Here is a 25,204-nt window from a genome sequence, read left to right as displayed (position 1 = left end):
AGGGCGAACGGAAGATATGATGGCGACCAACCCAACTGCCGCTGAACAGCTCCCCGTCACCATCGACGATGTGCGCGCGGCGCATCTTCGCATTGCCAGCTCGATCGTGCGAACCCCGACATTCATCAGCAAGACGCTGTCACAACTGACCGGCGCGGCCGTTTATCTGAAGTTCGAGAATCTCCAGTTCACCGCCGCCTATAAGGAACGCGGCGCGCTCAACACGCTGATGCAGCTCAACCCGCAGACCAAGGGCGTGATCGCCGCGTCGGCCGGCAACCATGCCCAGGGCCTCGCCTATCATGCGCACCGTCTCGGCATTCCGGCGACGATCGTGATGCCCACCAACACCCCGACGGTTAAGGTCACGCAGACCGAAGGGCATCACGCCAATGTCGTGCTCCATGGCGAGACGTTCGATGCAGCTTACGCCCATGCGCGCGAACTGGAGGGCGAACGCGGCTATACCTTCGTCCATCCGTTCGACGATGTCCGGGTCATCGCAGGGCAAGGGACAGTCGCGATCGAGATGCTCGAGGACGTGCCCGATATCGACACCTTCATCACCCCGATTGGCGGTGGCGGCCTGATTTCCGGCATGGCGGTCGTGGCGCGTGCTTTCAGTGAGGAGAAGGGCGGCAAGCCGATCGAAGTGATCGGGGTTGAGGCCGAATTGTTTCCGTCGATGTACAATCGCATCAACGGCACCGACATGCCGTGCGCGGGCGACACGCTGGCCGAAGGCATCGCCGTGAAGGAACCGGGCGTCATCACCAGCGGCATGGTCAGACAGCTGGTCGACGACATCGTGCTGGTCAGCGAACGCAGCCTGGAGGAAGCGGTCAGCCTGTTACTGCAGATCGAGAAGACGGTGGTCGAGGGTGCGGGCGCCGCGGGCCTTGCCGCGCTGCTGCAGCATCCCGATCGCTTCCGGGGCAAGACCGTCGGCGTGATCCTGTGCGGCGGCAATATCGATACGCGGCTGCTCGCCAATGTCTTGCTGCGCGATCTGGCGCGATCTGGCCGCCTCGCCCGCCTGCGCATCCGCTTGCAGGATCAGCCCGGCGCACTGTTCAACGTCGCACGGATTTTCGATCAGCAGCGCGTCAACATCATCGAAATCTATCACCAGCGCGTCTTTACCACCCTACCCGCCAAGGGGCTGATCACCGATATCGAATGCGAAACGCGCGACCGGGCGCATCTCGACCGGCTGATGACCGCGCTGACCGACGCAGGATATGAGGCGAGCCCAGTCGAACTCGCCTGATCGGACCGCTATCGTCGGACGAGCCGCCGGCGCGTCACCTTACCGTATTTGGTGAAGATAATCGGTGAATCGAATCTGGCGTGCGCCCAACCGCACGTCAGCCAACTGTCACGTAGCGGCGGGATGCGCTAAATTGTTTCGCCAGCGTACGGGATTGCGCAAACGCCCCTTTCTAAGTCAAATGCGCCGCGTTAACCTTCATTCATGGTAAAGCCGCTTTTCATCACGATCAGCACGATTCATAACGCCCCTGAGCCGGGCCTTCGCACCGGCGGAAAAAGGGCTTTCGGGCGGTGACTGCACCATTTCGTTTTCCACGCTTCTTCGTGACCAGCCCGTCGCCATGCCCCTATTTGCCCGGTCGCCAGGAACGGAAGGTTTTTACCGAACTGAACGGCCCACATGCCGGTGAGTTGAACGATGCGCTGGGCCGGATCGGTTTCCGCCGCAGCCAGTCGGTCGCTTATCGCCCCAGTTGTGCCAGTTGCACCGCCTGCGTCTCGGTCCGCGTGGTGGCGCATGAATTCGAACCCAATGCCACGCAACGCAAGCTGATCAGGCGCCACACCGATCTCGACGTCGCGGCCTGCCGCCCCTGGGCGACCGATGAGCAATTCCAGCTGCTGCGCCGCTATCTCGCCTCGCGCCATCCCGGCGGTGGCATGGCGGGCATGGATGAGGGCGATTATGCCGACATGGTCGAGCATTCGCCGGTCAACAGCTTCATCATCGAATATCGCGAACCCGCGCGGAATGGCCGCCAGGGCAAGCTGATCGGCGCCTGCCTGACCGACCAGCAGGCCGATGGATTGTCGATGATCTACAGCTTCTTCGACGCCGATGCGGTCGATCGTCCGGGGCTGGGCAATTTCATCATCATGGATCACATCCTGCGCGCCCGAACCGCCGGCCTGCCCTATGTCTATCTCGGCTATTGGGTGAAGGGATCGGCGCGAATGGAGTACAAGACACGCTATCGCCCGCTCGAGGTACTTGGGCCGTCGGGCTGGCATCTGCTGGTCGATGAACCGGTTGCCGTATCGGCCACCACTCAGGCGGCGATCGAGAGCGAGCTCGCCTGACGACTGGGCGCTATTGGCCCTTTTCGACCATCACATCGACGTCCAGCTCTTCATCCCCCTCGCCCAGCCGCGACCCTGCGACAGGTGCGGCGCCGGCTGAATCAAGCGCGACCGCCACCCGCACATAGGCCTCGTCGGCGCACAGGCCGGTGCTCGGGTCGAACGCGACCCAACCCAGCCCCGCGACATGCGCCTCGACCCAGCCATGCGGCGCGGGGCTGGCATCACCGGCGAAACCGGCGGTGCTGTACCCCGACACATAGCGCGCCGGCAGACCAAGCAAGCGCGCGGCGGCAGCGAACATGTGCGCCAGATCGCGCGGCGTCGCGCTGTCCAGCACGAACGCCTGAGCAGCGCTGCGTCCCGCTACCGGGCGTCCGCGATCCAGCTCAAACCTGCGGTGCAGCGCCAGGTTGAGTGCGTGCAGCCGGGCAATATCATCGCCCCGCCCGCTCACCACATCAGCGGCAAATGCCGCAAGCGCCGCATCGCCCTCGGTCAACGCCGTCGTACGGCAAAACAAAGCGGGCGGAAGCGGTTCGACCGACCCGTGCAGCACACCATCGCTGCTGTTGGTTAGCACTTCGCCCGATACTTCGATCTCGATGCTCTCGATCGATCCTTCGACATACAGCATCGTAGTGCGGTTGCCGAAGCCGTCGCGCCCGTGACGCATGCGCGCGTCGCAATCAACATGGATGCCCCAATTGGCCACCGCCTGCCCATCGGTTCCACTCGGCGTGAGACGGAGCATCTGTATGAGACGCGCCTGCGGGACCGAGAAACGATAGGTCGTACGATGATCGACGACCAGCCTCATCCGAATTTGAACTGCCGGCCAATGGCATCGTGAAGCAAATTATTCTCCGCATTGAACGCCCGGAGATACTGGTGCAGCCCGCTCGCGATCACTTCACCCGAGCGAGTCTTGAGCAACCGCGATTGGCGCATGCGTGCCATCCGGTCCGCCTCGCCGTGCAGCCCGGTTCGCTTGGCGAGCAGATTGAGGATTTCCAGCGTTTCCTCCGCCGATGCGGCGAGCGAGCGCGGCAATTCGGGCCGGGCGATCAGCAAGTCGATCACATTCGCCGGCCGCAACCCTTCCGAATAGAGCCAGCGATACGCGGTGACCGCCGACACGGTCTGCAGGATCGTGGTCCATTGATCGCGATCGACCACGCCACCGACCCGTTCGCCCTCGGGCAGCAGCAGATGGTACTTCACATCGAGCAGCCGCGCGGTGTTGTCCGCGCGCTCGACCGCTTGTCCCAGCCGGATGAACCAGGTCGTCTGGTTGCGCAGCATGCGATGGATCGCGCCCTCGAACCCGCGTGCTTCGGTCTTCACCGCTTCGACCAGGTTGAGCGTCGCCATCGCACCGCCCGGGCTCGACCGGCCGTTGAACATCAGCCAGGCGCGGTTGATCGCAGTCCAGGCCTCACGAGTCAGAGCGGTTCGCACCGCCTTGGCATTGTTGCGCGCCCGGTCGAGGCAATGGACGATCGACCCGGGATGGGTCGTGTCGAGTGTCAGGAAACGCGCGACATGCTGCTGGCTGATCGTCTCTCCGCTCGCCTTGAATGCCTCGTCGGTCTCGGTCACCGCCAATGCACTGGCCCAAGCCGCTTCTCCGGCGGGGCGCGGTGACAGGACATCGAGCCGAACCGTGGCCTCGACCAGGCGAGCGATAAAGTCGGCGCGTTCGATATAGCGGCCGAGCCAGTAGAGCGAGGACGCGGTGCGCGACAGCATCAGACCAGCCCCTCCCACATCCGTTCATTTCGCGCGAAGTCGAGAAACAGGCCATCAACGCTGCGCGAGGTTTCTCGACTTCGCTCGAAACGAACGGGAGTTGGGAACGCACTCATTGGCCCTGTCCCTGAATCAGGCCCTGCCTCTGGGCCTGACCCGGCGCATTGCCGCCATCCATCAGCACGAAGCTGTCCTTGGTCCCGCCGCCCTGCGACGAATTCACCACCAGCGACCCTTCCTTCAGCGCCACACGCGTCAGGCCACCGGGCACGACCTGCACCCCTTTCGACCCCGTCAGTACAAAAGGCCGGAAATCGACATGACGCGGCGATAGGCCGGTGTCGCTCAGGGTCGGGACGGTCGACAGCGCCAGGGTCGGCTGGGCGATGTACCGATGCGGCTCGGCGATCAGTGCGGCGCGGAAATCCTCGATTTCCTGTTTGGTCGCGGTCGGGCCGACCAGCATGCCATAACCGCCCGACCCATCGACCAATTTGACCACCACGTCCTTGAGATTGTCGAGGACGTATTTCAGCGCCTGTGGTTCGCGGCAACGCCAGGTTTCGACATTGGGCAGCTTGGGCTCCGCCCCGGAATAGAATTTCACGATCTCAGGCATATAGCTGTAGATCGCCTTGTCATCGGCGATGCCGTTGCCTGGCGCATTGATCAGCGCGACATTGCCCGCCGCATAAGCGGAGATCAGCCCCGGTACGCCGAGCATCGAACTGGGATTGAACACCAGCGGATCGAGATAATCATCGTCGATGCGGCGATAGATCACATCGACCTTCACCCGGCCCGCGATGGTCCGCATCCACACCACATCGTCATCGACCAGCAGATCAGCCGCCTCGACCAGTTCAACGCCCATCGAATCCGCCAGGAAGCTGTGTTCGTAATAGGCCGAGTTATAATGCCCCGGCGTCAGCACCACGCACACCGGCGCGGCCACCCCATTGGGCGCGACCGACTTCATGGTTTCGAGCAAGCGATCGGGATAGGAATCCACCGCCGCCACGCGGAACTCGCGGAACAGTTCGGGGCACAACCGAAGCATCGCTTCACGATTCTCGAGCATGTAGCTGACGCCCGATGGTGTGCGGGCATTGTCCTCGAGCACGAAGAACTCATCCGGACCGGTGCGCACCAGATCGATGCCGCAGATATGCGCCCAGATGCCGTGCGGCGGGCGGATGCCGGCGATTTCGGGGCGGAATTGCGGATTGCCGAAGATCAGGTCGGGCGGCAGCACGCCGGCGTCGAGGATCTTCCGCGCGCCATAGATATCGTCGAGGAACGCGTTGATCGCTTCGACGCGCTGAACCAGCCCTTCCGACAACCGCGCCCATTCGTCGGCGAGGAAGATCCGCGGCACGATATCGAACGGAATGATCCGCTCGCTCGCGTCACTGTCGCCATAGACCGCGAACGTGATGCCAAGCTGGCGGAACGTCGCTTCGGCGCTTTGCTGGCGGCGGCGCAATTCGCCATCCGGGGTCTCGTCGATCCAGCGTCCGAGCGCCGCAAGTTCGGCACGGGGCGTGAGGCTACCGGCCTGGCCCATGATCTCGTCGAACGCTGCTCGTTTCCCCATCGAAACCTTAAAGCCCCCCAGTACCGACAAGTTCCATGCTGCGACGAATTGCTGCGGCGCACAAGGGGTTTCAACCTGGTGCCGGAAAGGGGCCGTCTACTTCTTGACCAGAGCGCTCAGCAGCCCGGGGGTGAGCACTTGCGGGAGGACCTGTGGCTCGACCGCGCCGGGGGCGTAGTAGAGGTAGAGCGGCACGCCGGCGCGATTATGTTGTTCGATGAAGCGGCCAAGCACCGGGTCGCCATCGGTCCAGTCGCCGACCAGCACCGCGACCTTGCCCGACGCAAAGGCGTCGCGGGTCGATGCGACATCGATCGCCGCTGCCTCATTGACCTTGCAGGTCAGGCACCAGTCGGCGGTGAAATAGGCGAACACCGGCCGCCCTTCGGCGCGAAGAGCTGCCAGGCGCTTCTCACTGAACGCTTCGGTGCCGGCGGCCTGCACCGGCGCGGCGCCCGAGCGTTCGACAAAAGCTATCGAGCCGCCGGCGACCGCCAGCAAGGCCAGCGTCGCGACAATGCCGAAGCCTAGCCCGCGCGCTTGCCGCCGGCCCGCCACCCACAGCACCAGCGCAATGGCGAGCGCGGCGATCAGGCCGAGCGTCATGCCGTTGATCCCCGCCTGACGCCCGAGCACCCAGGCCAGCGCGATCGCGGTGAGCCACATCGGCACGCTGAGGACGTGGCGGAAAATCTCCATCCACGCGCCGGGCCGGGGCAGCCGCTTGCGCAAGGCGGGGACGAAGCCGAGCGCGAGAAACGGCAAGGCCAGCCCCAGCCCAAGCCCCGCGAACACAGCCAGCGCAGCGGGCCAGGGCAGGATCAGCGCCGCGCCCAGCGCTACGCCCATGAACGGCCCAGTGCAGGGCGTAGCGATGAACGCGGCCAGCGCACCGGTCGCAAAAGCGCCGCCGATACCGCCGGCATTGCCGACAAAGGCCGGGGTCGGAAGCTCGAACAGGCCGCCAAGGTTGAGTGCGATCGCCACGGTAAGCAACAGCAGCAACAGGATCATGCGCGGGTCCTGTAGCTGGAACGCCCAGCCGACCGCGCTGCCCCCTGCCCTGAGCGCCAGGATCGCCCCGCCCAGCGCGACGCACACCGCGACGACACCGGCGGTATAGCCAAGCGCTTCGCGCCGTGCGGCACGCTCGTCGAGATGCCCGCGCGCCAGACTCAGCGCCTTGAGGCTGAGGATCGGGAACACGCACGGCATGATGTTGAGCAGCAGGCCGCCAAGCACCGCACCGCCAAAGGCAAGCAGTGCCGCGATCAGCACGCCGCCACTCTCGCCAGCGGCGACGGCGACCACGCCCGGATCAGCGGTCACGATGAGCCCCTGCCCCTCGCCGATCCGCAGCACGCCGGTAAGCGGAATCGCCGCCTTGCCCTTGGTCGACAGGATCACCCGATCGCCGTCGCGCGTCACCTTTTGCGGTGCGGCATAATCGATCGCGTTCAGGGTCAGAGGAAAGAAGTAAGCGTCCTTCAACGGCGCGCTGGCCGGATAGGGTACCGCGATCGTCGCGATGCCGTTGGCCACTTGCCAGGTCGCCTTCGCGTCGAGCGGCTTTGGGATCGCACGCCGCCAGGCGTCGAAACGCGCGCGCACCTCAGGCGTGACCGCCCCGTCGCCGACGACCAGATCGACCGCCAGCACGGCCGTTTCCGGGACACAGACTTCCGCCGAACAGACCAGATAGGCGGTCTTCAGCCGGATCGGCAGCTTGCTGCCCGCCGCCAGCCCGGCCGGGATCTTCAGCGTCACCAGCGGCGCATAAGGTTTCTCGAACACATAGTTCATCAGGCCAGCGATGAGCAGCGTGCCCGGGACCGGATAGCGCGGGTCGCTTGCCGTCACGCCCGACGGCAAGCTCCAGTCGAGTTTCGCCGGAAAGCCCGCATCGCCGGGATTGAGCCAATAGCCATGCCAGCCGGCCTGAGGGCGGGTATCGAGCGCCAGCGTCACCTCACTGCCCGCGACCGGCTTGTCGCTTTCCGCGACCAGCGCGATGGTCAGATGCGGCCCGGCACCATAGGGATCGGGCGCCTGTGCCCAGGCCGGCGCAGCGAACAGCCCCACCAGCAGCGTCACAATCAGGCAATACAAACCGCGCATTGGGCATCCTTGCCGCATCAACCGACCTCGCCCATACATTGCCGCGAACCGCAATGCACCGGCCCCGCAAAGGAAATAGCATGAAGACCCTGGCGTCGACCCTCGCCCTCGCCGCAGCACTCATTACCGCACCAGCTTGCGCGCAACCGGCACCAGAATCGTCCCGGTCGAGCAGCGCGCCGGCAATCGCCCGGGTCAAGATGGTGCCGCCGAAGAACGCGCCCAAGCTGATCGTGGTGATTTCGGTCGATCAATTCTCCGCCGACCTGCTCGACAAGAATCGGGCCTATTTCACCGACGGCTTCGCCCGGCTGCTGAAGGGTGCGGTGTTTCCCTCGGGCTTTCAGAGCCATGCCGCGACCGAGACCTGCCCCGGCCATTCGACCATCCTGACCGGCAACCGCCCGACCAGAACCGGCATCATCGCCAATAACTGGGTCGACCAGGCCGCGCCGCGTACCGACAAGTCGGTCTATTGCGCCGAGGATGAGAGCGTACCCGGCAGCAGCTCAAGCAAATACACCGTGTCCGACAAGCATCTTAAAGTCCCGACCCTGGGCGAGCGGATGAAGGCGGCGGAACCGCGCACCCGCGTCGTCTCGGTCGCGGGCAAGGACCGCGCCGCGGTGATGATGGGCGGACACAAGGTCGATGAGCTGTGGTGGTGGGACGGCAAGGCCTTTGTCTCCTATGCCGGGCGGGCCGAGCCGGCCGTGGTCACCCGCGCCAACGCCGCGACCACCGCGCTGATCGCCCGGGCCACGCCCGCGCTGGAGGTCCCGGCCTGGTGCACCGTGCGTGACAAGGCCATCCCGATCGGCGGCGACAAGACCGTCGGCACCGGCCATTTCGAGCGCGCCGCCGGCGACATGCGCAGCTTCCGCGCATCGCCCGCATTCGATGCCTCGATCGTTGCGCTGGCCGCCGGGCTCATCCAGGACATGAAGCTCGGCACGGGACCTGTGACCGACATTATTTCGGTTGGCGCATCCGCGACCGATTATGTCGGGCATACCTATGGCACCGACGGCGCGGAGATGTGCATCCAGCTGGCCAATCTCGATGCGACGCTCGGCGCATTCTTCGACGTGCTCGACCGGACCGGGGTCGATTATGAGGTCGTGCTGACCGCCGACCATGGCGGCAACGACTTGCCCGAGCGCGAAGTCCTGCAAGGCATGCCGGAAGCGCAGCGCGCCGATGTCGCGCTGGCCCCGGCGGTGATGGGCAAGTCGATCGGCGAGAAGCTCGGCATCACCATTCCGCTGCTGTTCGGCGATATTCCCAATGGCGATGTGTGGCTTTCCACCGCCCTGACGCCCGAGCAGCGCAAGGCGGTGATGGCGGAGACGATCGCGCGCTACAAGGCGATGCCGCAAGTGGCCGAAGTGCTGACCCGCGACCAGATCGCCGCGACGCGGATCGCCAGGACCCCGGTCGAGAAGTGGAGCTATGCGGAGAAAGCCCGCGCTTCCTATGATCCGACGCGCTCGGGCGACCTGCTGGTGTTCCTGAAGCCGCGCGTGACGCCGATCCCGAACGCCGCCGGCGGCTATGTCGCGACGCATGGCAGCCCATATAATTACGACCGGCGCGTCCCGATCCTGTTCTGGCGCAAGGGGATGACCGGGTTCGAACAGCCAAGGGGCGTCGAAACGGTCGATATCGCCCCCACCCTGGCCGCAACGATCGGCTTGCCAGTGCCGGGCGTGGACGGGAAATGCCTCGATCTGGGCGCGGGCAAAGGCGCACCCTGCCGTTGAGCAGCGCACCGATATCCGCCGCCGCCGGCCCGCTCGATCATGTGCGCGGGCTGGCGACCTATTGGGCGAAGCTGACCGGACGGTCGGGGGAAGACCTGCCCGAACCGCAATGGCGCATGCTGCTCGATACGCTTGGGCTGGGAATCGAGCAGACCATGTCCCATGCCGGGCGCGAGCGGCCCGATTTCGCAACCTTCGTCGAGTGGATCGTGACGACGGCGGGCTTGCCCGATCCGCTGATCGTCGCGCGCTATCACGCCTGTATCGACGGCACGGCACAGCCTGACGACATATTGCGCGGCATCGCTGCGATCGACGCCGCCCCGCCGGTGCTGGACGCGGACGATCTGCGTAGCTGGGACGAGATTGGCGTGGTCGTGGTACGCGGCGCGATCACTCCGGCCGAGGCACAGGCCGCCGCCGACCTGTTGTGGAGCCAGGTCGGCGGGGACGCCAGCGACCCGGACAGTTGGTATGGCGGCCCGCGCAGCAACGGGATCATGATCCAGCATTTCCAGCATCCTGCGCAAACCGCGATGCGTCGCTCGCCGCGTATCCACAAGGCGTTCGCGCAACTCTGGGGCACCGCTGATCTATGGATGAACACCGACCGGATGAGCTTCAATCCGCCGGAACGCGCAAATTATCGCTTCCCCGGGCCCCATCTGCACTGGGATGAGAGCTTGTCGCGCCCGATCCCGTTCGGCACGCAGGGCATTCTCTATTTGACTGATACCGCCGCGGATCAGGGTGCGCTGCAGGTCGTGCCGGGCTTCCACCGCCGGCTCGACGCCTGGCTCGACGCACTCGACGGCGCAGATCCACGCCAGGTCGACTTGTCGGCCGAGGCCGTGACGGTGCCGGCAAAGGGCGGTGACCTGATCATCTGGCGGCATGACTTGCCGCACGGCGCGAGCCCCAACCGCTCGAGCCGCCCACGCCTCGCGCAATATATGATGATGTATTCGCCCTATGGCTGGTCGAAGCGGCCCTGGCTGTAACCGTCAACGCGTCTCGAACGCCCTGATCCCCGCGCCGAGACGGTTGGCGCCGATCGCAAGGCGTTCATGGCTATAGTCCGCGACGAACGCCGGCGAGCGCGTCTCGCCCGGCGCGAGCGACGCGGTGTTGCCATCGATGCGCAAGCCGGCGGAGCGGTATTTGCGCGCCTCCGCCGCGATGACGATGAAGCCGGTCCAGTTTTCCTTGTTGCGCCCCTGAACGAACGTGTTGCGCGCGATCAGGCCGGTGCCGCCTTCGGGCAGGTCGATCATGTAATTGGTCTTCTTGCCCGCCGTGTCGTCGAAACTGTTGTCGGTGATCGACACATTGGGCGTCCGCAGCTTGAGGTAGTGCCCGCCGGTGCCGCGTTCGAAGCGCGAATTGGTGACCGTTATCGATCCCTGATTGGCGAGATAAATGCCATGGCTGCAATCGGCCGTCTCGTCGCACTGGCCGAGCCCGGAAAAGGTCGAGTGATCGATGACGATCTTCTGTCCGCTCGGTTCGCCGCCAAGGATGCCTTCCTGGCTGTCGAGAAACATCGAGTTGCGCACCGTCAGATTGCCTATTTCGGTGCGGATGCCCGAACCATTGCCGTCATCGACGCGGATGCCACGGAAAATCAGGCCGTCGACGATCGATTCCTGGCCGCGCAGCACGAACGCCGCCTTGCCCTCGCACGCTTCGCCTTCGAAGATCACGGTACCCGGCTGGACGGCCTTGAAGGTGATGCGCCCGCCCGCCTGCACGGTGCATTGGCGATAGGTGCCGGGCGCGATCAGGATCGTCGCCGTGCCCATACGCACCGACTGCACCGCATCGTCGATCGTGGCGAAGCCCTGCCCGGTCTCCGCAATGGTGAACGGCGCGCGTCCCTGTTGGGCGGCGGCGGGTACGGTCAGAGCGAGGGCGATCAGCGAAACGATGCGGCGCATGGCGGCTCCTTTGGCAGGGGGATGCCGCGTCAGGCTTAGAATGAGAAGGCAAATTGAGGGTTAACCAGGGCGGGTCGGCATTCACCCGCGTCGCCGGGGGGGAGGGGTGGAAGACGACAGGGCTCCGACGCACCCTGTCCCACCGGGACGGGGATGTGAGTGTTGATGTTCGTCATGTGAAAGAGCGAGGCAGTGGGGTGATGCTAAGGGCTGGACCGTCGCGGTTGAATCGACGGCATTGGCTGGTTCGTGCCGCGCGTCGCGCCGATTTCCCGTGGCGACGGGTATTGCTGCGGGAAAGTGCTTTTCGAGCGTTCTGCGGGAATCTGCGGGAATTTCTACGGGAATTCTCGTCCGACACTATGGGAAATTCGCGCGTACATTATGGGAAAAATCGGGAAATGATTGCAGGGGCATCATGGCCTGCTCGGGTCCGGTCCTGTCGATTCAAATCGTTCATCGGCCAAGCCCCCAGCCGTGACGCGTGGATGCGTAGCGTGAGGCCGGGATAACGGGACCGGAATGCGACTTGAATCAGCCCGGCGGTCATTTGCTCGATCCCGATGGTCGGCAGACAAGCGTCTCGGTTACCTGACCTTATTGAGCTTGTACCCGCCTTCCTCCTTTTCACGCGCTACCTTTACCGGCTTTTCCACCCGCTCGTCAGAGCTGGCTTCGTTGAGGTCGATTCCGAGGTTGGGCGAGGCTTCCTTGGACTTGTCGAGTTGACTCTGGCCCGAGCCCGTCAATGTATCAGGCATGCTTCCTTGCTCCCATGGTATAGATGTATTCTACATCGACGAGTCGAACGACAAACACTTTTCGGGCCACAGCGATAGCGATCCCGTTTTTTTGCGGATGAACGACGGAATCTGGCAATTGTCTGGCTGGTTCTTCTGCAAGCCGCCAAAGGCAGGATTATGAGTCCACGACCTAGTCACGCGAGCGGCATAGGTGCGGATGGATCGGAGGCGTATGAAATCGGCCACACCAAGGGTTTTCAGGACGAGCTGCTGTTCGCGACCGGGAGCGAGTCAATGCGGCTGACGAACGCAAGGCTGGCCTGAGCCAAGGCGACAGAGGTCCTGCCCAATAGCAATGCAAGTGGGAGCCCTGCTTCAGCCAGCGGCTCTATGGCAAGCCCGACCTGATCGAGCAGCTCTTCTCCAAGCCAAAGAACTTCCGCCGCGTTGCCGCCCGCGACGACAAGCTCGCCGCCAATATCCTCGCCGCGATTCAGCTCGCATCCGCGCGCCTATGGTTGCGAGCTTACGAGTCTACGGCCTAGTCGAGATTGGGCCGCAGCCAGCGCTGTACGGTCGGCAGATCAGCTCCGCGCCGCCTGGCGTAATCCTCGACCTGATCCGGCCCGACCCGCGCCACGCCGAAATATTCCGCCTGGGGATGGCCGAAGTAAAAGCCGGAAACCGCCGCGGTCGGCATCATCGCGAAGCTTTCGGTCAAGACGATGCCAGTCGCCTCGGTCGCGCCGAGCAGGTCGAACAGCATCGGCTTTTCGCTGTGGTCGGGGCAAGCGGGGTAGCCGGGCGCCGGGCGGATGCCGCGATATTGTTCGCGGATCAGCGCTTCATTGGTGAGTTGCTCACCTTCGGCATAGCCCCAGAGCGTGGTGCGAACATGCTGGTGGAGGCGTTCGGCGAATGCCTCGGCGAGCCGATCGGCCAGTGCTTTGAGCAGAATATCTGAATAATCGTCGTTATCTGCTTTAAAACGCGCGAGATGTGGTTCGATACCATGCCCTGCCGTCACCGCGAAACCGCCGATCCAGTCGCCGGCGGGATCGATGAAATCGGTCAGGCACATGTTGGGGCGGCCCTCGCGCTTGGCGATCTGCTGACGCAGGAAAGGCATGCGTACCTCCCCGCTTTCGGCCTCGATCACCACGTCATCGCCTTCGCGGCGGCACGGCCACAGACCCACGACACCCGTCGCGGTCAGCCATTTTTCGGCAATGACCTTGTCGAGCATGGCGTTGGCATCTTCGAACAGCGACCGCGCGCTTTCACCGACCACCGCATCCTGCAGGATTGCGGGGTAATTACCCGCAAGCTCCCACGCGCGGAAAAATGGTGTCCAGTCAATCACTTCACGCAGATCGCTCAGATCCCAATCGGGGAATATGTGAAGACCCGGCTTGACCGGCGCGCCCGGTTTCAGCGCCATATCCGTCGGGAAGGCATTGGCACGCGCCGCCGCGATCGGGACCAGCTCGCTTTGCCCCTTATTGGCGCGCGCGACGCGCACTGCCTCATATTCGTCCGCGGTGCGCTGGACGAAGCCATCCTTCTGCGTGTCGCTGACCAGGGTCGAGGCGACGCCGACCGCGCGGCTGGCGTCAAGCACATGCACCACCGGGCCGTCATAGGCCGGCGCGATGCGCAACGCCGTGTGCACCTTCGAGGTCGTCGCGCCGCCAATGAGCAGCGGCATCTTCATGCCCGCGCGCTTCATTTCCTCGGCGACGGTGACCATTTCGTCGAGCGAAGGGGTGATCAGGCCGGACAGGCCGATCATGTCGGCGTCATTCTCATTCGCGGCCTTGAGGATGTCGGACCAGGGCACCATCACGCCCATATCGACCACATCGAAGCCGTTGCACTGCAACACCACGCCGACGATGTTCTTGCCGATATCATGCACGTCGCCCTTGACGGTCGCCATGATGATCTTGCCCTTGCCGCGCGCGCCGGGTTCCTTCGCCGCCTCGATAAAGGGCAGCAAATGCGCCACCGCCTTTTTCATCACACGAGCGGATTTCACCACCTGGGGCAGGAACATCTTGCCCGATCCGAACAGGTCGCCGACCACGTTCATGCCGTCCATCAACGGCCCTTCGATCACTTCGATCGGGCGCGCAAAGCCAAGCCGCGCTTCCTCGGTGTCCTCGACCACATGCATGTCGATGCCCTTGACCAGGGCATATTCGAGCCGTTTGTTGACATCGAGACTGCGCCATTCCGCCGCCTGCTTCTCCGCCACCGCATCAGTGCCGCGATAACGTTCGGCGAGCGCGATCAACCGGTCGGTCGCGTCGTCACGGCGATCATAAACGACGTCCTCGCACGCTTCGCGCAGTTCGGGGTCGATATCGTCGTAAATGTCGAGCTGGCCGGCATTGACGATCGCCATGTCGAGCCCGGCGGGGATCGCATGGTAGAGGAACACGCTGTGCATCGCGCGGCGCACGGGTTCGTTGCCGCGGAACGAGAAACTGAGGTTCGAAAGGCCGCCCGAGATATGGCAATGCGGGCAGCGAACCTTGATCTCCTTGCACGCCTCGATGAAGTCGATCGCGTAGCGGCGATGCTCGTCGATCCCGGTCGCGACGGCGAAGATGTTGGGATCGAAGATGATATCCTCGGGCGGGAAGCCGATGCCGACGAGCAAGTCATATGCCCGTCCGCAAATCTCGACTTTCCGCGCCTGAGTATCGGCCTGGCCCACCTCGTCAAACGCCATCACGACCACGGCGGCACCGTAGGCCATGACCTTGCGCGCTTGAGACAGAAACTGAGCTTCGCCCTCTTTCATGCTGATCGAATTGACGATCGGCTTGCCCGAGACGCATTTCAGCCCAGCCTCGATCACTGACCATTTCGAGCTGTCGATCATGAACGGGATGCGCGCGATATCGGGTTCGGCGGCGATCAGCTTGAGGAAGGTGGTCATCGCCTTTTCGGCGTCGAGTAGCCCTTCGTCCATGTTGATGTCGAGCACCTGCGCACCCGATTCCACTTGCTGCCGCGCGACTTCCACGGCGGCGGCATAGTCATCCGCCATGATCAGCTTCTTGAAGCGCGCCGATCCGGTGATGTTGGTGCGTTCGCCGATATTGACGAACTGGGCGGTGGAAGGTGCAGAGGCCAAAATCATTCCGTTCGTTGCGAGCGAAGTCGAGAAACCCTTAAATCGTGCCAGCTCCCGTTTCTCGACTTCGCTCGAAACGAACGGGTTTGGATCCGCCTCCAATGGAGGCTTTGACGTCAAGCCGCCATGGTCATCGGTTCCAGCCCCGCCAGCCGCGTCACCACCGGCGGCACCGGCAGTTCGCGTGGTGGGAGTTCACCGACCGCCTTGGCGATCGCCGCGATATGCGCCGGGGTCGAGCCGCAGCAGCCGCCGAGAATGTTGACCTGCGCCTGCGCCGCCCATTCGCGGACCAGGCCAGCGGTGGTCGCGGGCTGTTCATCATATTCACCCAGTTCATTGGGCAGGCCGGCATTGGGATAGACCATGATCAGCGTGTCGGCGATTTGAGACAAAGTCTTAACATGCGGCCGCAACTGCTCAGCTCCGAATGAGCAATTCAACCCGATCGTCACTGGCTTGGCATGGCGAACCGCGTGCCAGAACGCTTCGACGGTATGGCCCGACAAATTGCGCCCCGACAGGTCGGTCAGAGTCATCGACATCATGATCGGCACGTCGCGGCCGAGATCCTCCGCCGCCTCCAGCACCGCCATGACGCCAGCCTTGGCATTGAGCGTGTCGAACACCGTCTCGATCAGGATGAAATCCACCCCGCCCTCGATCAGTGCGTCGGTCTGTTCGCGGTACACGCCCTTGAGGTAATCGAAGTCGATTTCGCGGAAACCCGGATCATTGACGTCGGGCGACAGCGACAGCGTCTTGTTGGTCGGCCCGATCGCACCGGCGACGAAGCGCGGACGGCCGTCCTTCGCGGCATATTCATCGGCCAGCCGGCGCGCGATCCGCGCCGAAGCGACGTTGATCTCACGCACCAGATGCTCGGCGGCATAATCCGCCTGGCTGATCAGGTTGGCGCTGAACGTATTGGTCGAGACGATGTCCGACCCAGCCTCGAGATATTCGCGGGTGATCGTTTCCGGCACCTCGGGCTTGGTCAGCGCGAGGATGTCGTTATTGCCCTTCTGATCCTTGGTCAGGCCGAGGTCGCCGGCATAATCGGCTTCGCTCAGCTTCCAGTTCTGAATCTCGGTGCCGAACGCACCATCCGTGATCAGGATGCGCTTGGCGGCTTCGGCGAGCAGTTGTTCGCGTGCGGTCATGGCAAATTCCTCAGGCCGCCGCGGAGGCGGCGATGACCGAGGTCGGGGCGGTTTTCGCCCTGATCCCCAGTAAATGGCAGATCGCGAAGCTCAGTTCCGCACGGTTGAGCGTGTAGAAATGGAAGCTGCGGACGCCGCCGGCATAAAGCTTGCGGCACATCTCGGCCGCGACCGTCGCCGCGACGAGCTGGCGCGCGGCCGGATGGTCATCAAGGCCTTCGAACAGCCGGCCCATCCAGTCGGGGATTTCCGCATTGCACATCGCGGCGAATTTGCGCGTCTGCGCGACATTCGACACCGGCAGGATGCCCGGCACGATCTCCGCGGTGATCCCGGCCGCCGCGACGCGGTCGCGGAAGCGGAAATAGGCCTCGGGCGAGAAGAAGAATTGCGTGATGCCGCGATTGGCGCCGGCGTCGAGCTTGCGCTTGAGATTGTCGAGGTCGACATCGACGCTGCGCGAATCCGGGTGGCATTCGGGATAGGCCGCGACCGACACTTCGAACGGGTGAAGCCGCTTCAAGCCGGCGACCAGCGCCGCCGCATTCTCATAGCCGCCGGGATGCGACACGAATTTCGCGCCCGCCACCGGCGGATCGCCCCGCAGTGCGACGATGTGCCGGATGCCCGCCGCCCAATATGCCTCGGCGACTTCGTCAATCTCTTCCTTCGTCGCCTCGACGCAGGTCAGATGCGCGGCCGCCGCCAGCGACGTTTCGCGCTGGATCCGCGCCACGGTCGCATGGGTGCGTTCGCGGGTCGAGCCGCCGGCGCCGTAAGTGACCGAAACGAAGCGCGGACCGAGCGGCTCCAGTGTCTTGACCGCTTCCCACAGCGTCTCTTCCATCTTGTCGGTCTTGGGGGGGAAGAATTCGAACGAGACCTCCACGTCGCCCGCGACATCGGCGAACAACGGCGCTTCCAACGCGCGGCGGGCTTCTTCCAACTGGTTGATGGAAATCGTCATGCCGCCTTCACCTCTTTCACCGGGCTGCCGATCTTTCGGCCAAGCCATAATTTCACTGTCAATTCACCGCCCTCAAGCGTCTCGGTCCGTGCCGGAGCAAGGCCGCATGCCTCGAACCAGCCCGTGATCTGCTCATCGGAAAAGCCGAGCCGCGTGTGCGCATCCTTGGTGCGCAGCTCTTCCCGGTCATGCGCCGCGAAATCGGCGATGAGCAGCCGGCCGCCCGGCGACAGCACGCGCGCTGCCTCGGCAATCGCCGCGCCGGGTTGCTGCGCGAAATGAAGCACATGATGGATGATCGCCGCGTCGGCGGCGCCATCGCCAAGCGGCAAGGCATAGAGATCGGCCTGACGCAGTTCGGCATTGACCAGCCCGCGCTCGGACAGCTTCGCCCGCGCCAGCCGCAGCATTTCCGAGCTGCGGTCGATGCCCAGCGCCGCCTTGGCGCGCCCGGCGAACAATTCGAGCATCCGACCGGTACCAGTGCCGATATCGATCAGCTGGCCGATCGGCGCGTCACCAAGCACCGCGGACATTGCCGCCTCGACCTCGCTCTCGGCGATGTGGAGCGAGCGGATCGCATCCCATTGCCCGGCATTGCCTTCGAACCAGGCGGCGGCGGAGGCGGCGCGATCGGCGCGGACCGCCGCCAGCCGGGCGACATCGGCCACGGCCCAATGATCGGGCTCGATCACGGCCCAGCCGTCGAGCGCGGCAAGCACCGGCGCGACACGCGTCTCCGCCCCGACGCCGACGAACACCCAGCTGCCTTCCTTGCGGCGTTCGGCAAGACCGGCATCGCACAGGATTTTCACATGACGGCTGACGCGCGGCTGGCTTTGTCCGAGCACTTGCGCCAGTTCGCCGACCGACAGCTCCATCGAGCGCAACAGCGCGAGAATGCGCAGCCGCGTGGTGTCGGCAAGGGCACGGAAGATGTCGAGTGCGATCGTCATGTCGACATAAGATATAAAGATATCTTTATATCAGGTCAACGGAGCATGGCCAATCAGCAGGGAAACAAGCGCCCCGCCTGTGCGTATTGAAGCGGATCGACGGCTCCGCTAGCGTCGTGACCCTAATCAACAAGTCGGGAATCGCTGTCATGAAGAAAATCGTTGCCATCGCAACCGCCCTGTCCGCCGCTGCGCTCGCCGCCTGCACGCCCGCCGCGCAGAACGAGACCGCCCAGGCCGCCGACCAGATCGCCGCCGACGCCAATGCGACGATGGGTCAGGCGATCAACGATACCAACGCCGCCGCCGACCGCGCCTTTGGTTCAGCCGAAGCGACGATGGACAATGCTGGTGCGGCGCTCAGCAATGCCGCCGACAAGGCAGCGGACAAGACCGGCGCCGCGCTGAAGGATGCCGGCAACGCGATCGAGGACTAGGCGCGATCGAGGACCAGGATTGTTCCGCTCCCCGATCGTCATTGATCGGGCGGCGGCATGCGTTTCACCGTCCGGGCCAGGCCTGTCGAAGCAGAAGAGAGGACATAGCGCCGCTCATGCTCTTTGACAGGCCCGGTACGAACGGCGGGTAATTGGCGGGAATAGACAATGCGTGCGGTGATGATCCTGCTTCCTCTCCTGCTGGCCGGCTGCGGCTCGGGCGGCTCCGATACGCCCGGTGCGGTAACCCCCGGCGAAGCGCAGGCGTTGAACGATGCCGCCGCGATGCTCGATGCGAACAGTGTCGATGCCAATGCCGCCACCATCGAGGTCGAGGGCGAGAATGAGGCGCAACCACAATGACCGATCTTCGCAGACCCGATCTCCGCAGACCCGATCTCCGCAGACTGGGCGCAACCGACCTGCACATCGCCCCGCTGGTCCTGGGCGGCAATGTCTTTGGCTGGACCGCCGACAAGGCGACGAGCTTTGCCATACTCGATGCCTTCGTCGATGGCGGCGGGACGATGATCGACACCGCCGACGTCTATTCGGCCTGGGTGCCCGGCCATCAGGGCGGTGAGTCCGAAACCGTGATCGGCGAATGGCTCAGGCAATCGGGCAAGCGCGACAAGGTGCAGATCGCGACCAAGGTCGGGATGTTGCCCGGCGAAGGCGGCGTGAAGCTGGCGCCGGCGCGCATCGCCGCGGCGTGCGACGCGTCGCTGCGGCGGCTTGGCGTCGAGCGCATCGACCTGTATTTCGCGCACCAAGATGATGATGCGGTCGCGCAGGCCGACGCCCTTGCCGCCTTTGCCACACTGGCCGAGGCGGGCAAGATCAACGCGCTCGGCGCTTCGAACTTCCATGCCGCGCGGCTGAAATCGGCCAATGAGGCCGCCGCCGCTGCCGGCCTGCCGCATTATCATGTGCTGCAGCCAGAATATAATCTGGTCAGCCGCCACGCGTTCGAGGGCGAGCTGCAGGATTATTGCGTCACGCATAATGTCGGCGTGGTGCCTTATTACGGCATCGCCTCGGGCTTTCTGACCGGCAAATATCGCAGCGAAGCCGATCTCGGCAAAAGCGTTCGCGGTGGCCGGATGGGCGAGCTGATCAAGGGCAAGGGTCTCGCCGTGCTTGCCGCGATGGATGACATCGCCGCCGATAGCGGTGCGTCACTGGCACAGATCGCGCTGGCCTGGCTTGCCGCCCAGCCCGGCGTAACCGCGCCGATCGCCAGTGCGACCAGCGTGGCGCAGGTTCAGGAACTGCTCGGATCGATGACGCTGAACCTGAGCAAGGCTCAGCTCGACCGGCTGGACGCAGCGGGCGCCTGATCGACCGTAAAAGCGCTCAGCCCGTCACGATATCGGTAAGCGCAAAGGCCAAGGGTTCGCCGCTGCCGCCAGTCATTACGATGCCCGCGCCGATAACACCGGCGAGCGACAGCGCGATCGCGCCACCCGCCGCGAGTTCGGGCGGCACCAGATCATCGCCACAGACATTGCGCGCCGTGCCGACCCAGAGCGTATCGCCCGCATCAGTGCTGGCGGTGAAATCATGGCGTTCGTCCGCGGCGGGATTGCGGATGACTTTCAGCGCCGCAGCCGGCTCGTCCAGACTGGCGACATGCTGAAAGATGACGACATGGGCATTACCGGCATCGTTGGACCGGTTGATGAAATGAAGGGCGATATCCATCCTACGCTCCCATACTCAAACCACATCGCTATCACTGAAATATCGTAACGGTCACGAAACTTTTCGGGAATCCGACCCTGGCATGAAAAGGCCCGCGACGCCGGGTGGCATCGCGGGCCTTTCGGATTTCCGGTCGAAAAACTTAGTGCAGCTTGCCGCTGAACGAGACGCCGATGATGCGCGGTTCGTTGAACACCGCGGCCATGTAGTTCTCGATCACGCCCTTCAGATTTTTCTGGTTGGTGATGTTGCGGGCGAACGCGGCGATTTCCCAATCGCCATGGCCGCCGGAGTAGCCGACCTTCAGGCCGCCTTCGAAGTTGCCCTTCGCATAGAACTCCTTGGTCTTGTACAGCACCAGATTGGTGTAGCCCTGCAAGTTCCAGTCAGTTGCGATGAACACCTTGCCGCTGTCGCTGATCGGCAGGTCGTAGCGGGCAGTCATGTCGACCGTATATTTCGGCGCGTTGGGCAGCGGGTTGCCGTCGATCTGCGCGAAATAGGTGGTTTGCGGACCGTAATAAGTGATGCCCGGCGTGGTCTTTTTCGTGACGGGGTCACGCGAGACAATCGGATCCTGGACCGTGCAGACGAGAACGCCGTTCAGGCTGCATGCCTGGGCAAAGACGCGCTTGTCCTTGATTTCACTGTGCAGCAGGCTGAGGCCCGCCGTCAGCGTCAGGTTGCGGATCGGGCGCCAGTCGAGATCGGCTTCGAGACCATAAGCCTTGGCCTTGTCGGCATTGAACAGCACGCCGTTGCCATCCGAATCATTGCCGTTCAACTGGATGTCGTTGACGGTGTAGGTGAAGGCTGTCGCATTCAGGCGCAACGTGTTGTTGAACAGGCTGCTCTTGAAACCACCCTCAAACGACAGGATCGTTTCCGAATTCGCGGTGGAGAAGTCCGAACCGAACACAGCCGAACGGCCTTGAATCGTCGGCCCGCGGAAACCGCGCGCCGCACGTGCATACAGGCTCAGTTCCGGGCTAACCTCATAGAGAGCGCTCAGGTCCCAGCTGAGCTTGTCGTCCGACAGGCGGACATAGCGACGCCCACCATAGTTATCCGCCCCCGCAGCCGTCAGCGATGCCTTGAGCAGCCGGGTCGACTTGGTGTCGTTGGTCTGGCGCACGCCGGCAGTGATCGTCAGGCTGGGTAATATCTCATAGCTTGCCTGACCGAATACCGCCCACGAAGTATTGATGTTGTGCAGCCGGACGAAATTATTCGGATTATAGGCGGGTTGGTTCGGCAGCAAAAAGTAGCCGCGCTGGTAGAATTCCGTCGTATCGCGCTGATCGAAATACATCCCGCCGATCTGCCATTTGAATTTGCCGTCGCCATCGCTGGCGAGACGCAATTCCTGCGTGAACTGAGTGAGCGTGCGCAGATTGCCCTGGCTTTCGCCATAGCCGTTGGCAACGCCATTGACCGGAAAATTGGTGGCAGCGCCACCATCGGTATCACCGCGGCTATAGCCATGCGCACCTTCGACCGCAGTGATCGACGTGAGCGCAACCGGACCGAAATCATAGTTCATCTTCAACTGTCCGCCCGACGTCTTATAGGCCTGCGGATTGTTCTGCGCTTCATCGAGCGCGATGCGGTCGCGCGGTTCGGCCGAGATGTCGTTCGAGCCCTTCGTCAGCGCGGCACGATGGAAGATGGTCGAGGTGCCGTCATAGTCGCGCTTATGCCCCGAGAGCAGCAGCGAGAAGGCGCTGTCCGGCGTGTACAGCAATTGCGCGCGGATATCCTTTTCGTTGAAGCCGCCCATCGCGTTCTTCTTCGGCGAGACGGTGCCGTCGGCGCTCGGGCCCTTATAGGTGTTGTCGACCCAGTCGTCGCGATGCTGGTACAACGCCGAGATGCGCAGCGAGAGCACGTCGCCGGCGATCGGGCCGCCAATGCCGCCGTCGAAGGTCACGGTGTTGTAGCTGCCATAGGATGCCGAGGCGCGGGCGGAGAATTCGTTCGACGGGCGGATCGTGTCGAACTTGATGATGCCGGCCGTGGTGTTGCGGCCGAACAGCGAGCCCTGCGGACCGCGCAGCACTTCGACTTGCGACACGTCATAGACCGGGTTCGACTTCAGCACGACATGCTCGAGCACGACATCGTCCTGGATGATCGACACCGGCTGCGATGCGCCGAGATAGAAATCGATATTGCCGAGACCGCGGATATAGAAGCGCGGGAAGATGCGGCCCGTGGTGGTTTCGGCATAAAGGCCGGGAACGCGGCCGGCGAGCGCGAGAATATCTTCGCCGCCGCCCTGGAACGCACGCAGATCCTCGCCGCCGACCACGCCGACCGAGAGCGGCACTTTCTGGAGGTTTTCCGAGCGGCGCTCGGCCGTCACGACAATGTCCTCGAGACCATCGCTCGATGCTGCTTCCGGCGCGGCGGCGGCAGGCGCATCCTGCGCAGCGGCGGCCCCGGCGCAGAACAGGGCGCCGAATGCGACGCCGAGCAGCAGTGATTTACGTGCGAAAATGACCTTGGACATTGTGACCCTCTAAAAACCGAAAATTGTTCGCGTTGCGACCGCGCGCGCAAACGTCCGCCCGTTGCGTGAATGCCATTGCCTGACATTCAGCCGGGCGGTTCGTCGTATCGTGCCGTCGTGAACCCCTCGCCTGATCGGGCCGCTAGGCCGCGATTGTGACCCATTCATGACGCGCCGATTGTGTAACAAAAGATTGCTGGAGCGTGACAATCAAGCCACACGCACGCCCTGCTCAAGGCCCGCGATGCGAAAGAGGCCCGGCACTTTCGTACCGGGCCTCCCCATCCTCTCCCGAGGTGATGTACCGTTCGCTTATGCCGCGAACTGGTTTTCTGTCGCCTTTATGCGGCGAACTGGTTCTCTCCTCGCCGCGATCAGGCGGCGAACTGATTCATCGTGTTGTGTGCACCACCGGCCTTCAGCGCCGCTTCGCCCGCGAAATACTCCTTGTGATCGTCGCCAATGTCGGAGCCCGACATGTTCTGATGCTTCACACAGGCGATCCCTTCGCGGATTTCCTTGCGCTGCACGCCCTTGACGTAACCGAGCATGCCCTGGTCGCCGAAATATTCCTTGGCGAGATTGTCGGTCGACAGCGCCGCGGTGTGATAGGTCGGCAGCGTGATCAGATGGTGGAAGATGCCCGCCCGTGCCGCCGCATCGCGCTGGAACGTCCGGATCCGCTCATCGGCTTCGTCGGCCAAAGCGGTGCCGTCATAATCGACGCTCATCAGTTTCGCGCGATCATAGGCCGACACATCCTTGCCCGCCGCCGTCCAGGCATCGAACACCTGCTGACGGAAGTTCAGCGTCCAGTTGAACGACGGCGAGTTGTTATAGACCAGCTTCGCGTTCGGGATGACCTCACGGATGCGGTCGACCATGCCGGCAATCTGTTCGATATGCGGCTTCTCGGTCTCGATCCACAACAAGTCGGCACCGTTCTGCAACGAAGTGATGCAGTCGAGCACGCAGCGATCCTCACCCGATCCGGCGCGGAACTGGAACAGGTTCGACGGCAGACGCTTCGGGCGCAACAGCTTGCCGTCGCGGTTGAGGATCACGTCGCCATTGCGTGCGGTGGCGGGATCGATCTCCTCGCAGTCGAGGAATGAATTATACTGGTCGCCAATATCGCCCGGCTCCTTGCTGACCGCGATCTGCTTGGTCAGGCCGGCACCGAGCGAGTCAGTGCGCGTGACGATGATGCCATCCTCGACGCCGAGTTCGAGAAAGGCGTAGCGGCAGGCCCGGACCTTGGCGAGGAAGTCCTCGTGCGGCACGGTGACCTTGCCGTCCTGATGGCCGCACTGCTTTTCATCCGAGACCTGGTTCTCGATCTGCAGCGCGCAAGCGCCCGCCTCGATCATCTTCTTGGCGAGCAGATAGGTCGCCTCGGCATTGCCGAAACCGGCGTCGATATCGGCGACGATCGGCACGACATGCGTCTGGTAATTGTCGATCGCCTGTAGCAGCCGCTGCTCGGTCAGTTCGTCACCGGCTTCGCGTGCGGCGTCGAGTTCGCGGAACATGCCGCCCAGCTCGCGCGCATCGGCCTGGCGCAAGAAGGTGTAGAGTTCCTCGATCAGCGCGGGCACGCTGGTCTTCTCATGCATCGACTGGTCGGGCAGCGGACCGAATTCGGACCGCAGGGCAGCGACCATCCAGCCCGAGAGGTAGAGATAGCGGCGCTCGGTCGAACCGAAATGCTTCTTGATGCTGATCATCTTCTGCTGACCGATGAACCCGTGCCAGCAGCCCAGCGACTGAGTGTAGTTCGCCGGATCGGCATCATAGGCCGCCATGTCCTTGCGCATGATCGCAGCGGTGTAGCGCGCGATATCAAGCCCGGTCTGGAAGCGATTCTGCACCCGCATCCGCGCGACGGCCTCGGCATCGATCCCATCCCAGGTGCCGTTCTGGCTGCTGATCAACTGCGCCGTTTGCGTGATGTGGTTCTGGTAGGTCATCGATCATATCCCGTGTCATTGAATGACATGGAGATAGACAAATTTACAGCCGATCGAACGGTAATTCGCCATCGGAAAAAGTTTACCT

General features: G+C 63.5%; 20 protein-coding genes and 1 pseudogene. 8 read left to right on the top strand and 13 right to left on the bottom strand.

Annotated elements, in window-relative coordinates:
• The first annotated feature begins 19 nt into the window (after window positions 1–19).
• Window positions 20–1,270 (top strand): threonine ammonia-lyase, encoded by a 1,251-nt coding sequence (locus OO12_RS11235; RefSeq protein ID WP_034158841.1) that lies wholly within the window; start codon window positions 20–22, stop codon window positions 1,268–1,270.
• Window positions 1,271–1,563: 293 nt separating this feature from the next.
• Window positions 1,564–2,352 carry an arginyltransferase gene (locus OO12_RS11230; protein ID WP_034158784.1) on the top strand — a complete coding sequence of 263 codons (789 nt, stop codon included), beginning with the start codon at window positions 1,564–1,566 and terminating at the stop codon, window positions 2,350–2,352.
• Window positions 2,353–2,362: 10 nt separating this feature from the next.
• On the opposite strand, the gene OO12_RS11225 is transcribed toward OO12_RS11230, so the two are convergent.
• From OO12_RS11225 to OO12_RS11210, 4 genes are all read right to left on the bottom strand, one after another.
• Entirely contained in the window at window positions 2,363–3,172 is an 810-nt protein-coding gene (locus OO12_RS11225; RefSeq protein WP_034158783.1) for a transglutaminase family protein, read from the bottom strand.
• On the bottom strand, window positions 3,169–4,104 hold the full coding sequence (locus tag OO12_RS11220; RefSeq protein ID WP_034158782.1) for an alpha-E domain-containing protein: 936 nt from the start codon (window positions 4,102–4,104) through the stop codon (window positions 3,169–3,171). Before OO12_RS11220 ends, OO12_RS11225 begins: the two co-directional genes overlap by 4 nt.
• A 112-nt stretch (window positions 4,105–4,216) precedes the next feature.
• The gene (locus tag OO12_RS11215) at window positions 4,217–5,701 is read right to left on the bottom strand and encodes a circularly permuted type 2 ATP-grasp protein (protein WP_034158781.1); all 1,485 of its coding nucleotides are present in this window, start codon (window positions 5,699–5,701) and stop codon (window positions 4,217–4,219) included.
• A 96-nt stretch (window positions 5,702–5,797) separates the two neighbouring features.
• The gene (locus OO12_RS11210; RefSeq protein ID WP_034158780.1) at window positions 5,798–7,819 is read right to left on the bottom strand and encodes a protein-disulfide reductase DsbD family protein; all 2,022 of its coding nucleotides are present in this window, start codon (window positions 7,817–7,819) and stop codon (window positions 5,798–5,800) included.
• Between the two features lie 80 nt (window positions 7,820–7,899).
• Here OO12_RS11210 and OO12_RS11205 point away from each other — a divergent pair, with 80 nt between their 5' ends.
• Window positions 7,900–9,582 carry an alkaline phosphatase family protein gene (locus tag OO12_RS11205; RefSeq protein WP_200887445.1) on the top strand — a complete coding sequence of 561 codons (1,683 nt, stop codon included), beginning with the start codon at window positions 7,900–7,902 and terminating at the stop codon, window positions 9,580–9,582.
• Entirely contained in the window at window positions 9,579–10,583 is a 1,005-nt protein-coding gene (locus OO12_RS11200; protein WP_235364757.1) for a phytanoyl-CoA dioxygenase family protein, read from the top strand. Before OO12_RS11205 ends, OO12_RS11200 begins: the two co-directional genes overlap by 4 nt.
• 3 nt (window positions 10,584–10,586) lie before the next feature.
• On the opposite strand, the gene OO12_RS11195 is transcribed toward OO12_RS11200, so the two are convergent.
• Together OO12_RS11195 and OO12_RS28530 are read right to left on the bottom strand one after the other, a co-directional pair.
• Window positions 10,587–11,519, bottom strand: a complete 933-nt coding sequence (locus OO12_RS11195) for a right-handed parallel beta-helix repeat-containing protein (protein ID WP_034158779.1) — start codon at window positions 11,517–11,519, stop codon at window positions 10,587–10,589.
• Window positions 11,520–12,106: 587 nt separating this feature from the next.
• Window positions 12,107–12,280: a hypothetical protein gene (locus OO12_RS28530; protein ID WP_160296785.1), complete on the bottom strand. Its 174-nt coding sequence runs from the start codon at window positions 12,278–12,280 to the stop codon at window positions 12,107–12,109.
• Between the two features lie 347 nt (window positions 12,281–12,627).
• On the opposite strand from OO12_RS28530, the pseudogene OO12_RS27480 reads away from it, so the two are divergent.
• Window positions 12,628–12,807, top strand: a pseudogene (locus tag OO12_RS27480) (IS5/IS1182 family transposase); the annotation flags it as partial.
• Here the strand turns inward: OO12_RS27480 and metH are convergent.
• The 4 genes from metH to OO12_RS11175 form a co-directional block, all read right to left on the bottom strand.
• A complete protein-coding gene (gene metH, locus OO12_RS11190; RefSeq protein WP_034158778.1) occupies window positions 12,804–15,413 on the bottom strand; it encodes a methionine synthase in 2,610 nt (869 codons plus the stop codon). The pseudogene OO12_RS27480 and the gene metH overlap by 4 nt on opposite strands.
• A 110-nt stretch (window positions 15,414–15,523) precedes the next feature.
• Window positions 15,524–16,570, bottom strand: a complete 1,047-nt coding sequence (locus tag OO12_RS11185; protein WP_034158777.1) for a homocysteine S-methyltransferase family protein — start codon at window positions 16,568–16,570, stop codon at window positions 15,524–15,526.
• Between the two features lie 10 nt (window positions 16,571–16,580).
• Complete coding sequence (metF, locus tag OO12_RS11180; protein WP_034158776.1) at window positions 16,581–17,537, bottom strand: methylenetetrahydrofolate reductase; 957 nt, start codon at window positions 17,535–17,537, stop codon at window positions 16,581–16,583.
• Window positions 17,534–18,493, bottom strand: a complete 960-nt coding sequence (locus OO12_RS11175; protein ID WP_034158775.1) for an ArsR/SmtB family transcription factor — start codon at window positions 18,491–18,493, stop codon at window positions 17,534–17,536. Before OO12_RS11175 ends, metF begins: the two co-directional genes overlap by 4 nt.
• A gap of 149 nt (window positions 18,494–18,642) precedes the next feature.
• Here OO12_RS11175 and OO12_RS11170 point away from each other — a divergent pair, with 149 nt between their 5' ends.
• The 3 genes from OO12_RS11170 to OO12_RS11160 all read left to right on the top strand — a co-directional run bounded on the left by OO12_RS11170 (window position 18,643) and on the right by OO12_RS11160 (window position 20,270).
• Window positions 18,643–18,930, top strand: coding sequence for a hypothetical protein (locus tag OO12_RS11170; RefSeq protein ID WP_034158774.1), 288 nt, complete (start codon window positions 18,643–18,645; stop codon window positions 18,928–18,930).
• Window positions 18,931–19,098: 168 nt separating this feature from the next.
• Window positions 19,099–19,293, top strand: coding sequence for a hypothetical protein (locus OO12_RS11165; RefSeq protein WP_034158773.1), 195 nt, complete (start codon window positions 19,099–19,101; stop codon window positions 19,291–19,293).
• A complete protein-coding gene (locus tag OO12_RS11160; RefSeq protein WP_034158772.1) occupies window positions 19,290–20,270 on the top strand; it encodes an aldo/keto reductase in 981 nt (326 codons plus the stop codon). The genes OO12_RS11165 and OO12_RS11160 overlap by 4 nt, the downstream gene beginning before the upstream one ends.
• Before the next feature lie 16 nt (window positions 20,271–20,286).
• Here OO12_RS11160 and OO12_RS11155 read toward each other — a convergent pair whose 3' ends face one another.
• From OO12_RS11155 to OO12_RS11145, 3 genes are all read right to left on the bottom strand, one after another.
• A complete protein-coding gene (locus OO12_RS11155; RefSeq protein WP_034158771.1) occupies window positions 20,287–20,634 on the bottom strand; it encodes a hypothetical protein in 348 nt (115 codons plus the stop codon).
• Window positions 20,635–20,776: 142 nt separating this feature from the next.
• Window positions 20,777–23,146 (bottom strand): TonB-dependent receptor, encoded by a 2,370-nt coding sequence (locus OO12_RS11150; protein ID WP_034158770.1) that lies wholly within the window; start codon window positions 23,144–23,146, stop codon window positions 20,777–20,779.
• A 374-nt stretch (window positions 23,147–23,520) separates the two neighbouring features.
• Complete coding sequence (locus OO12_RS11145; protein ID WP_034158769.1) at window positions 23,521–25,116, bottom strand: isocitrate lyase; 1,596 nt, start codon at window positions 25,114–25,116, stop codon at window positions 23,521–23,523.
• Between the last annotated feature and the right edge of the window lie 88 nt (window positions 25,117–25,204).

It is taken from the genome of Sphingomonas sp. ERG5 (assembly GCF_000803065.1).
In the GTDB taxonomy this organism is placed as follows: Bacteria; Pseudomonadota; Alphaproteobacteria; order Sphingomonadales; family Sphingomonadaceae; genus Sphingomonas.
Note: the sequence above shows the minus strand (reverse complement) of the source record. Positions and strands in the feature narration are given on the sequence as shown.

Excerpts from the sequence above, each read along its gene's own strand:
- OO12_RS11145 (WP_034158769.1), bottom strand. The coding sequence starts at position 25,116 with ATGACCTACCAGAACCACATCACGCAAACGGCGCAGTTGATCAGCAGC.
- OO12_RS11175 (WP_034158775.1), bottom strand. The coding sequence starts at position 18,493 with ATGACGATCGCACTCGACATCTTCCGTGCCCTTGCCGACACCACGCGG.
- metH (WP_034158778.1), bottom strand. The coding sequence starts at position 15,413 with ATGATTTTGGCCTCTGCACCTTCCACCGCCCAGTTCGTCAATATCGGC.
- OO12_RS11150 (WP_034158770.1), bottom strand. The coding sequence starts at position 23,146 with ATGTCCAAGGTCATTTTCGCACGTAAATCACTGCTGCTCGGCGTCGCA.
- OO12_RS11210 (WP_034158780.1), bottom strand. The coding sequence starts at position 7,819 with ATGCGCGGTTTGTATTGCCTGATTGTGACGCTGCTGGTGGGGCTGTTC.
- OO12_RS11160 (WP_034158772.1), top strand. The coding sequence starts at position 19,290 with ATGACCGATCTTCGCAGACCCGATCTCCGCAGACCCGATCTCCGCAGA.
- OO12_RS11185 (WP_034158777.1), bottom strand. The coding sequence starts at position 16,570 with ATGACCGCACGCGAACAACTGCTCGCCGAAGCCGCCAAGCGCATCCTG.
- OO12_RS11215 (WP_034158781.1), bottom strand. The coding sequence starts at position 5,701 with ATGGGGAAACGAGCAGCGTTCGACGAGATCATGGGCCAGGCCGGTAGC.
- OO12_RS11195 (WP_034158779.1), bottom strand. The coding sequence starts at position 11,519 with ATGCGCCGCATCGTTTCGCTGATCGCCCTCGCTCTGACCGTACCCGCC.
- OO12_RS11205 (WP_200887445.1), top strand. The coding sequence starts at position 7,900 with ATGAAGACCCTGGCGTCGACCCTCGCCCTCGCCGCAGCACTCATTACC.
- metF (WP_034158776.1), bottom strand. The coding sequence starts at position 17,537 with ATGACGATTTCCATCAACCAGTTGGAAGAAGCCCGCCGCGCGTTGGAA.
- OO12_RS28530 (WP_160296785.1), bottom strand. The coding sequence starts at position 12,280 with ATGCCTGATACATTGACGGGCTCGGGCCAGAGTCAACTCGACAAGTCC.
- OO12_RS11155 (WP_034158771.1), bottom strand. The coding sequence starts at position 20,634 with ATGGATATCGCCCTTCATTTCATCAACCGGTCCAACGATGCCGGTAAT.
- OO12_RS11165 (WP_034158773.1), top strand. The coding sequence starts at position 19,099 with ATGCGTGCGGTGATGATCCTGCTTCCTCTCCTGCTGGCCGGCTGCGGC.
- OO12_RS11170 (WP_034158774.1), top strand. The coding sequence starts at position 18,643 with ATGAAGAAAATCGTTGCCATCGCAACCGCCCTGTCCGCCGCTGCGCTC.
- OO12_RS11235 (WP_034158841.1), top strand. The coding sequence starts at position 20 with ATGGCGACCAACCCAACTGCCGCTGAACAGCTCCCCGTCACCATCGAC.
- OO12_RS11220 (WP_034158782.1), bottom strand. The coding sequence starts at position 4,104 with ATGCTGTCGCGCACCGCGTCCTCGCTCTACTGGCTCGGCCGCTATATC.
- OO12_RS11225 (WP_034158783.1), bottom strand. The coding sequence starts at position 3,172 with ATGAGGCTGGTCGTCGATCATCGTACGACCTATCGTTTCTCGGTCCCG.